This is a genomic window from Streptomyces sp. NPDC050743, assembly GCF_044456925.1.
Classification (GTDB): Bacteria; Actinomycetota; Actinomycetes; order Streptomycetales; family Streptomycetaceae; genus Streptomyces.
Window position 1 is genome coordinate 1 of the sequence record NZ_JBITGJ010000301.1, and the last position, 1,978, is coordinate 1,978.

The window sequence follows — 1,978 nt, forward strand, 5'->3', positions numbered from 1 at the left end:
GCCGTGCAACACGGAACCGTACGTCGTATGGAAGTGATACCATACTAAGTATGGAAAACGCGAAGCGCACCCCCCGGGGAACCAAAAAGAGAGACACACCTCTGACCGAGGCCGGGATCTACACAGCCGCGCTGAAGCTCATCGACGCCGACGGGGCGGACACGCTCACCATGCGCAAGCTCGCGGCCGCGCTGGACGCGAACCCGATGTCGCTGTACCACCACGTTCCGAACAAGGAAGCAGTGCTACGAGGCGTGGCAGCCATGGTCGGCGCCGAGTTCCGCACCGTGACCCAGAAGGACCTCCCCTGGCAGGAGCGCATCCGCCAGCTCGCCAAGGACTTCCGCACCCTGGCACACCGCCACCCCAAGCTCATGGCCTATTCGTTCGGGCAGCCGGACTTCGTCCAGCCCGAAGACCCCTTCTGGCTTGCACTCACCGACGTGCTGGAGAGTGCAGGAGTGCCGCAGCAGGAAGTCGCCCGGGTCGCTGCAGTCATCTGCGCCGCCGTGTTCGGTGTGCTGATCGCCGAGATCAACGGCGCGCTGCGCCGGTGGTCGACCCTGCCGCCCGCCACCGGTGCGACCGGTACGGGCCAGCCCTCGGACGCCGACCGCGATGATGATCGGATGTTCCATATGGCGCTGAATGCCATCATCACGTCCGTTCACATGAACGAGTTGACGCCATACATGGTGCGGCAAGGCTGAGGCGATCACCCGCGCGCGAGAGCGCCCCCGCCGAGGCGGAACTGCACGGCCGCGCTGAGCGGGAACCCGATTCGCCGCATGGCCACACTCCCCAACTCGACGGCAGCACCCACCTGGGGCCCGCCGAAAGCGGAGACCGTCCGACAGAGAGGTGTAAGAGGTTGGAAGTTCGCACTGATCGGCGCCTGTTGCGCAGCCGTGAGGCTATGGTGGCGGCGGCCACTGCGTTGCTCACGGAAAGCGGCCTGGAGGCTGTGACGCATCAAACGGTCGCCACCCGCGCGGGTGTCGGCCGAGCCACCGTCTATCGGCACTGGCCCGCCCTGCACTCCCTCCGAATGGCAGCCCTGGACGCCGGCATGCCCCCTTTGCCTCCGATGCCTGAGCACCTTCGGGTCGCCTCCGGCGGCGATCCGCGGGCGGAACTCATCCACCGCCTGAGTGAACTGGCCGAACGGTGGGACGACGAGCAGGCAGGTGCCGTCCTTGCGGCGATCCTCGGCGGCTCACGACATGACGAAGGCATTCGCCGCCTCCGGGAGTCTTTGGTGGACCAGATCGCCGAGGCCCTGCGTCCCGCGGTCACCGAGGCTGTCAAGCGCGGCCAGCTTCGATCCGACGTCACCTCGGCGGCGTTTGCCAGAGCCACCGCCGGACCCCTCTTCTTCGAGCGCTTCCTCGCAGGGAACCGCCTGGGCCGCGACACCGTGAGTGCCGTCGTCGACGCCGCGTTGAAGGGCTTGTCCTGAGAGAGCATGTCCGGCGATCCGTCTCGCCGGGCCGATGGGCGAGCCCCCTTCTTACCAGGGGGCGAAGTCCATGGTTCACCAAAAGACCGGGAACCACTTTCCATACTTTGTATGGGACTGATAACGTACTAAGTATGGAAAATGTAAGGCGCCCCCCGCGCGGAACCAGAAAGAGAGACGTCCCTCTGACCGAGACCGGGATTTATGCCGCCGCCCTGCGGCTCATCGACGCGCACGGCGTCGAGGCGCTCACCATGCGCAAACTGGCGACCGCGCTCGATGCGAACCCGATGTCGCTCTACCACCACGTGCCGACCAAGGAAGCCGTGCTACGCGGCGTGGCGAGAATGGTCGGAGCCCAGTTCCGCACCGTGACACTGGAGGACGCTCCCTGGCAGGAGCGGATCCGCCTGCTCGCCACGGACTTCCGGACCCTGGCGCACCGTCACCCTGAGCTGCTGGCGTACTCGTTCAGCCACCAGCCGGACTTCATCCAGCCCGACGACCCGTTCTGGACCG

Annotated in this window: 3 protein-coding genes; all 3 read left to right on the forward strand. The window is 66.3% G+C overall.

The window, feature by feature from the left end; genetic code table 11:
• Positions 1-50: 50 nt before the first annotated feature.
• Positions 51-710 (forward strand): TetR/AcrR family transcriptional regulator, encoded by a 660-nt coding sequence (locus tag ACIBJF_RS53165; protein WP_399185078.1) that lies wholly within the window; start codon positions 51-53, stop codon positions 708-710.
• A 161-nt stretch (positions 711-871) separates the two neighbouring features.
• Entirely contained in the window at positions 872-1,459 is a 588-nt protein-coding gene (locus ACIBJF_RS53170) for a TetR/AcrR family transcriptional regulator (protein ID WP_399185079.1), read from the forward strand.
• A gap of 134 nt (positions 1,460-1,593) precedes the next feature.
• Positions 1,594-1,978, forward strand: a 385-nt coding sequence (locus tag ACIBJF_RS53175; RefSeq protein ID WP_399185080.1) for a TetR/AcrR family transcriptional regulator, incomplete at its 3' end; no start/stop codon positions are given.